The sequence below is a fragment of the Sphingobacterium sp. UBA5670 genome (assembly GCF_002420705.1).
GTDB lineage: Bacteria > Bacteroidota > Bacteroidia > Sphingobacteriales > Sphingobacteriaceae > Sphingobacterium.
This window is the reverse complement of record NZ_DIIM01000007.1, coordinates 1-7,703: the sequence shown is the minus strand read 5'-3', so window position 1 is coordinate 7,703 and position 7,703 is coordinate 1. Positions and strand designations below refer to the sequence as shown.

Genomic DNA, 7,703 nt, shown 5'->3' with positions numbered 1-7,703 from the left:
CACTACCGTCCAAAACGATTAAGAAAATCATATAAAAAAGTGGCGCATTGCGATTTCAAAAAATGTTATATTGAAAACACAACTACGCCACCTCAGCAATGGTAAATATAAACGTTTTCATTCAACTTCTATCCTTGATAGACCGGGATATTTTTAAAAAGCTTGTATCAAAATACAATAGTGACAAACATCATAAAGGTCTTAACAGTTGGACACATCTGGTGAGCATGCTTTTTTGCCATCTTTCCTGCAGCGATTCGGTCCGGGATATCAGTAACGGTCTTCGCAGTACCACGGGCAACATGAACCATATGGGTATTTCCCGAGCTCCCTGCAAATCGAGCATCTCCTATATGAATGAACACCGCGACCATAAGCTTTTCAAAGACCTTTATTTTGCCCTTTTGGACAATCCTTGGAATAAGGAGCCCAACCAGCGCAGTGAGCTCAGGGCCTTGAAGCGTAAGGTCTATCTGATGGATGCCAGCGTGATTCCATTATGTATGTCGATATTTGACTGGGCTAAATTCCGGAGCAATAAGAGGGCTGCCAAACTGCATACCGTACTTGACTATGATGGATGCCTACCGGTTTTCATGGAGATTACTGATGGTAAGGTACATGAGAGTAAAAAAGCGAACAGCTTTTCTTTCCCCAAGGGCAGCGTTGTGGTTATGGACCGGGGTTATGTCGATTTTAAATGGATGAATATGTTGGACAGCAACGGAAGTTTCTTCGTCACACGGAGCAAAGTAAACATGAAATACAGCGTAATAAAGAGCTATGAGAGTGATTCGATGGTTGAAAGCGGCATCCTTAAGGATCAGGTGATTACATTGAGCGGGGAGAGCGCAAAACGATATGGGGGAAAGAAACTCAGGCTTGTGCACGTTTTGGACAGCACCACGGGCGATGAATATGAATTCTTGACCAACAATATGCAATGGAAGCCGGCGATGGTAGCGATGATCTATAAACAACGCTGGCAGATCGAGATCTTTTTCAAACATCTCAAACAGCGTCTTAAGGTCACCAGTTTTGTGGGAACATCGCAAAATGCCGTTCAGATACAGATATGGACTGCCCTGATCGGAATACTTTTATTGAAATATATACAGAAAAAGGTCATCTACAAGTGGAATCTGTCCAATCTTGTGAGCTTTATACGAATGAACATATTTGTGAAGATTGATTTTTGGCTTTGGGCGAACGACCCATTTATCAAGAAAAAATCGCCTGATAAAAACGGACAGTTTGGCGTCTTTTAAAATAAGGGGGGGATAGCTAATGGAGCAAGCTAAAATAATACGCTTCTTGATAAGAAAAACCACTTTTTTTCGTAACTTAAATTTTATTTTGGACGCTACTGATCGTAAATAGAAAACCCATTGGCTAAATACAACAAATATTAGGCTAATTATAGATATAAACAAGCCTTCATCTTTAATAGTTTTGAACTTTAATTCTTATTCAAAGAAGGAATGACAAAACTTTATTATTTGAAAAACAAAGCTAATGCAATTCATATTGTAACACTATATTTTATTTTATTGGTTGCTTCTGTTGCATCACTTCTTATTGGGGTTAAATCAATATTGCCAAATAGTGTTACATTGCTAAAACACTCAGATCTACAAATACTTATTATAAGTAGAGTTCCTCGAACAGTTACACTTATTTTAACAGGTGCAGGGCTTTCAATCTGTGGTATTATATTACAGCAGCTTTCCCACAATAAGTTTATTTCTCCCACAACATCTGGAACATTGGATTCTGCAAAACTTGGTATATTATTTAGTTTGTTTTTGTTTCCCCAGTACAGTGTATTTACTAAACTACTGTTTAGTGTTCTTTTCTGTTTCGGCTTTACTTTACTTTTTGTTTTTTCAATTACCAAGTTAGCCAACCGCAATACAGTTCTTATACCCATATTGGGAATAATGTTCGGTTATACACTCAACTCAATAAGTAATCTATTTGGTGTTGAGCTTAACATAGTACAGAATATGGAGAGTTGGATGGTCGGAAATTTCACAAAAACATTGCAGGGTCAATATGAAATAATTTATTTGATGGTGCCTTTGTTTGTCATATGCTACCTATATGCCCGTAAGTTTACTATAGCATCGATGGGACGAGATTTTTCAACATCTTTAGGAATCAATTATCAAATGGTTGTTATCATTGGTTTGATTCTTACTTCTATCATGGTAAGCACAACTATTTTGACGGTTGGCTCATTACCATTCATCGACCTCATAATTCCAAATATTGTAGCATTTATATACGGTGATAATGTGCGTAAAAATCTACCTTTTACAGCATGTTACGGTGCTCTGGCATTACTGATTTGCGATATTGTAGGAAGACTTATCATTTATCCTTATGAAATACCTGTCAGTATGATTGTAGGATCATTAGGAGCTGTTATTTTCTTAATTATTCTAATAAATAGGAATCGATGAAAAAACTATTGTTCATTTTGTTGACATTGCTGGTAGTAATTGTGTTGACATTCCTAAGTTACGATATAGATTTCAGTAACAAATTCGTTGTTGCAGGAAGAGTGGAACGTTTAGTGGCATTGATTCTTGTAAGTATCAGTATCTCTTACTCTACAGTGGTATTTCAAACTATTTCGGACAATAAAATTCTTACTCCCTCTTTAATGGGATACGAATATTTGTATGTCTTTTCACAGGTATTACTTTTATTAATATTTGGCGGCAATAGCTTGTTTTTCAGATCTAAAGAATTAAGTTTCATTTTTGCTTCAAGCATCATGATAGTTTATTCCCTGATTCTCTATAGAGTGTTTTTTAAGAGAAATAAGAAAAACGTATACTTTATTTTACTTATAGGTTTAGTACTTGGGATATTCTTCAATACTTCGACTCAGTTTTTACAAATGATTATCAACCCAAATGAGTTTGGGTATATCCAAGGTGCTATGTTTTCCTCGTTGAGTAGAATCTCGATAAAAACTATTTCAATAGCCGTAGTTACGATATTGATTGTCATAGTCTATTTATCTCGTTTCTTTAAATTTCTAGATATTCTGGTTCTTGGTAGAGAATATAGCTTGGGACTTGGAGTAGATTATGACAAGATTGCCAGAAATCAGCTTATCGGAATATCAGTACTAATAGCAATATCCACATCACTTATCGGACCAATAACTTTTATAGGTGTATTTATATCTAATATTAGCTATCGATTGACTAACACATATCTTCATCATAGAACCATAACTGTTGCATTTTTTATTACTGCAATGTCCATGTTGGCGGCTCAATTTGTGATTGAACATATTTTAAATTATAGACACAGCCTCGGGGTATTGATAAACCTCGCAGGAGGACTCTATTTTATTTTATTAATACTTCGAACTTTAAGAACTAAAAAATGATAAACATCAAGTCACTAAGCAAAAGTTATGCAGGCATACCTATTTTGAACGATATAAATTTAGAAATTCCAAAAGGGAAAGTTATCTCATTAATTGGACCTAACGGAGCTGGAAAATCTACGCTTCTTGTATTAATGGCAAGATTGGCAAAAGCAGACAATGGTTCTATTATTCTTGATAGTGAAGAGTTATCTAACTATTCATTAGACCAACTTTCAAGAAAAATATCATTTTTAAGGCAACAGAATGTGTTTGATGTGAAGATAACGATCAAAGAATTGGTTGATTTTGGACGATTTCCTCACAGTAAAGGGCAACTGACTATTCAGGATAATATGAAAATTGAAGAATCTATAAATAAAATGAATCTTCAAGATATCAAACATGCATATATAGATCAAGTTAGTGGAGGTCAGCTTCAAAGAGCCTTTTTAGCTATGGTAATGGCTCAAGATACAGAATATATACTGCTGGATGAACCTTTAAATAATCTTGACATGAAGCACTCAGTAGAAATCATGAATACAACACGATTCCTTGCTGACGAATACGGAAAAACTGTAATTACAGTTGTCCATGACATAAATTTTGCGGCAAATTATAGCGATTATATAATTGCTATGAAAAATGGTCGTGTATTTTTTTATGGCTCCAATAAATCAGTTATAACCGAAAAGAACTTAAAAGAATTATTCGATATCGAATTCAAAATAATACAAGATGACAAAGTCATTATTTGCAATTACTATAAATAACAAAAATAATTAATCAATAATTTTTTTATATCATGAAAATTAGAAACTTTTTTTTAACACTCTTAGGAGGTCTCAGTAGTTTAATTATAAGCTGCAATAACCATGAAAGCAAAAAAGACAAAGTGGATAGTATAACCGTTCAACATGAACTTGGAGAAATAAATGTCTCAACTAATCTGAAAAAGGTTGTGGTATTTGATATGGGTAGTCTCGAAACTCTGAATGAACTTAATATACCTGTCGCAGGAATTTGTAAGGATTATGTACCTAAATATCTACATAAATATATTAACGATAAAAACGTCAAAGATGGTGGGTCCATTTTACAACCTAACTTTGAAATGGTTAGTAAGATTAATCCCGATCTTATTATTATATCTGCCTTACAAGCAAAAGATTATGAAAAACTTTCTTCTATAGCCCCGACATTATATCTCGGCATAGAAAATGGAGACTTTAAGTCATCTATCAAAAAAAATATCAATACTATAGGACGGGTCTTTCAGTTAACTGATCAAACTGATCAAATAAATGAAGAATTGGAACAAGCTATAAACGAAGCTTCCAAAAAGATTGCTTCTTCATCGAATAAAATTATGATTCTGCTTTATAATGCAGGAACTTTTAGCACATTTGGTTCCGATTCCAGATATGGATTTGTCTTTAGTGATTTAAAAGCTAAGGCGGCAGATGATTTAAAAGAAGAAGCTATTTATCATGGAACTGTGGTCTCTAGCGAGTATATCGCTGAAAAAGACCCTGATGTATTATACATTATTGATCGAAATTCAGTCTTGGGAAATGTGACAAATAGAAATGAAATCGAAAACAAGCTTGTTCAACAAACCAGTGCATACAAGAAAAATAAAATTATCTATCTTGACCCTGATGTTTGGTATCTTTCTGGAGGAGGATCTTATTCTACGAGGACCATGATAGAGGATATTCTTAAGGGGTATAAATAATAAAAAAAGGACTGTAAATTTCAAAATCAGTCCTTTTGTGTTAAATAAAATTAGTTTGACATTATTTTACTCACACAATACTTCCATAAATTGAGTAGGTCTAATATTGTTCAAAATTTCTTATTACTGACAATTCAATTTTCAAAAATTATAGTTTTTATCATATTTAGTATTTTTGTTAGAACAAATTTCAACAAGCATACGCTCTTAATGTAATAAAAAAATGGAAGCATTATTTAAAACGTGGAAGACAAGTCGTAGAATTTATTTAAGTTACTTTGAAAATTATTCATTAGATCAGCTTAACAACATTCCAAATGGTTTCAACAATAATCTTATCTGGAATATAGGGCATATCGTCGTAACACAACAAAAACTGATTTATAGAGGTTCTGACCTACAAGGATATATTTCAGATGAGTTGTTTAATAAGTATCAGTCTGGAACCAAACCTACAGAACCTGTCTCTCAAAAAGAAGTTGCTGAACTTAAAGAGTTATTGACTTCACTCATTGATTTAACAATCGCTGATTTTCAAAAGGATATTTTTAGGACTTACAAAGAACGAATAACAGGTACCGGCTTCCATTTGTCTTCGATTAATGATGCATTTGAATGTAATAATTATCACGAAGGAATGCATTTAGGGTATATGTTAAGTATTAGAAAATTTGTGTAAAACAATATTCTTGGAGTAATATTCTTTTGGACCTTTATTTTTTGGCATATCTACTCAATTAAAAACTTGATAAATGATTTTGATTATTTGTAATGAATAAGTAGACCTTATAAAGAGGTCTCAAATTTTTATTTTGGTTAATTTTATATTTATTTTTTGCTAATTAAAAATGTGTTTCCCCGTAAATAAATTAGAATATATCTGTCTTAAACCTGATGAATCACTAACACATATCGTGGAAAGCATCTGGATGGTAAAAAACAACTCTGATGAAGAAAAAGAAGGCGTTATAGTTCCGGATGGAAAAATAGATTTATTTCTGCTAGCTGATGAAAATGGAAATTTTGAAATTTTCATTTCCGGAATATGTTCTGCTCCTATCACCAAACCTCCATTTCCAAAATCTACAATGTTTGCAATCAGCTTTTATCCCATCGCTGCCGAATATATTTTCAAACAATCTTTTGCGGATTTAAATAACACCAAGAAAACACTTCAGACAGGTTACTGTGGATTTTCAAGAGATGATCTAAACGATTTCAACCAATTTTACCATAAAGCTGTTCAGGTTATTTCTTCGTTATTATCCAAAGAAATAGAAGAGCGAAAAAAGAAATTATTTAAACTCATTTATGCGTCTAAAGGAGAAATTACGGTAAAAGAAATCGAAGAAAATGTTTTTTGGAGTAGCAGACAAATGAACCGTTATTTCCATAAATGGTTAGGCGTAACGCTTAAAACTTATCTGAATATTATCCGTTTCTCCAACTCATTAAAACAACTAAAAAATGGAGATTTCTATCCCCAACTCGATTATGCAGACCAATCACATTTTATAAGGGAAGTGAAAAAATTTGCTGGAGTAAAACCAATTATCTTAAATAAAAACGAAAACGACCGATTTATCCAATTTAGCCTGATGCCCGAAAAGTAATTTTGTTCTGTAATTAAAACAAGAATAAAATGAATTTGAATCACATCAATATCGTTGTAAAAGACGTTGAGAAGGCTGTCCATTTGTTTACACAACACTTAGGGTTTAGTTTAATTGTCAATAGAAACAGTAAAATGGCAGTTATGGAAAATAGCAATAATTTTGCCTTAGTTATTTGGGGTCAGGAATTGAACCAAAAAGAAAATATACCTGAATATCCGGAAAATTTCCACATCGGATTTTATCAGAAGGATGAGCAAGAAGTTTGGGATATTTATGAAAAATTACAAACAGAACCTACCTTACAATTTGAAAGTGAACCTAAGAAAATTAGGAATACGTTTGGTTTCTATTTCTTTTTTGAAAAGTTGATGATAGAAATAAGTGTTAATCCATTTAAGGATAATATTGCCCAACGTAGTTAGTCGATAGCCCATAAACCACTGAATTTAAAATCATATTTTGAGGGAGGATTATGGTTATGACTACTAGCCATACCTCTTACTTGGTTTTAAATTCAGTAGGTCTCATGTTGGTCAGTTGCTGAAAGTTATTGCTAAACGCAGATATATTCGAATATCCGATTTCATAAGCTATCTCGGTCATGTTCAAATCTGTATCATTAATCAATTCCATTGCTCTTATAATACGTAGCATCTTTAAGTATTGAACAAAAGTGATATGCAATTTCGTTTGGAATAATCTGGTCAAACTTCTCACACTTATTCCTGATTGTTGGGCAATACTATCTAAACTTAGACTTTCATTTAATCGATTTCTAAAGCCGTCGATTATTGCATTAAGCCTTTGATCGTCCGTTGTAGGAAGTTGGATGGAGAATTTTTTGAGATTTTCCTTTGATAATACGCCTTTAAGCGTTAGTAAAAATTCAAATTCCCATGAACCTTTAAAATAATCACCTTGCCATTTCTCGCTAAACGAGAGCATTTCTGCCAGAAGT

General features: G+C 33.1%; 9 protein-coding genes. 8 read left to right on the top strand and 1 reads right to left on the bottom strand.

Annotation, left to right across the window (positions count from 1 at the left end):
* Positions 1 to 98: 98 nt before the first annotated feature.
* The 8 genes from B3C94_RS08005 (at position 99) to B3C94_RS07970 (ending at position 7,167) form a co-directional block, all read left to right on the top strand.
* On the top strand, positions 99 to 1,268 hold the full coding sequence (locus tag B3C94_RS08005) for an IS4 family transposase (RefSeq protein WP_293901681.1): 1,170 nt from the start codon (positions 99 to 101) through the stop codon (positions 1,266 to 1,268).
* Between the two features lie 231 nt (positions 1,269 to 1,499).
* A complete protein-coding gene (locus B3C94_RS08000; protein WP_293901678.1) occupies positions 1,500 to 2,465 on the top strand; it encodes an ABC transporter permease in 966 nt (321 codons plus the stop codon).
* Positions 2,462 to 3,409: an iron chelate uptake ABC transporter family permease subunit gene (locus B3C94_RS07995; protein WP_293901675.1), complete on the top strand. Its 948-nt coding sequence runs from the start codon at positions 2,462 to 2,464 to the stop codon at positions 3,407 to 3,409. The genes B3C94_RS08000 and B3C94_RS07995 overlap by 4 nt, the downstream gene beginning before the upstream one ends.
* Positions 3,406 to 4,164 (top strand): ABC transporter ATP-binding protein, encoded by a 759-nt coding sequence (locus B3C94_RS07990; RefSeq protein ID WP_293901672.1) that lies wholly within the window; start codon positions 3,406 to 3,408, stop codon positions 4,162 to 4,164. The genes B3C94_RS07995 and B3C94_RS07990 overlap by 4 nt, the downstream gene beginning before the upstream one ends.
* Positions 4,165 to 4,196: 32 nt before the next feature.
* On the top strand, positions 4,197 to 5,129 hold the full coding sequence (locus tag B3C94_RS07985; protein WP_293901669.1) for a siderophore ABC transporter substrate-binding protein: 933 nt from the start codon (positions 4,197 to 4,199) through the stop codon (positions 5,127 to 5,129).
* A 223-nt stretch (positions 5,130 to 5,352) separates the two neighbouring features.
* Positions 5,353 to 5,808 carry a DinB family protein gene (locus tag B3C94_RS07980; protein ID WP_293901666.1) on the top strand — a complete coding sequence of 152 codons (456 nt, stop codon included), beginning with the start codon at positions 5,353 to 5,355 and terminating at the stop codon, positions 5,806 to 5,808.
* Between the two features lie 169 nt (positions 5,809 to 5,977).
* A complete protein-coding gene (locus tag B3C94_RS07975) occupies positions 5,978 to 6,742 on the top strand; it encodes a helix-turn-helix domain-containing protein (RefSeq protein ID WP_293901663.1) in 765 nt (254 codons plus the stop codon).
* 29 nt (positions 6,743 to 6,771) lie between these two features.
* A complete protein-coding gene (locus B3C94_RS07970) occupies positions 6,772 to 7,167 on the top strand; it encodes a VOC family protein (protein ID WP_293901660.1) in 396 nt (131 codons plus the stop codon).
* Between the two features lie 76 nt (positions 7,168 to 7,243).
* Here B3C94_RS07970 and B3C94_RS07965 read toward each other — a convergent pair.
* Positions 7,244 to 7,703: helix-turn-helix domain-containing protein (locus B3C94_RS07965; protein ID WP_293901656.1), on the bottom strand; the 460-nt coding region annotated here is incomplete at its 5' end.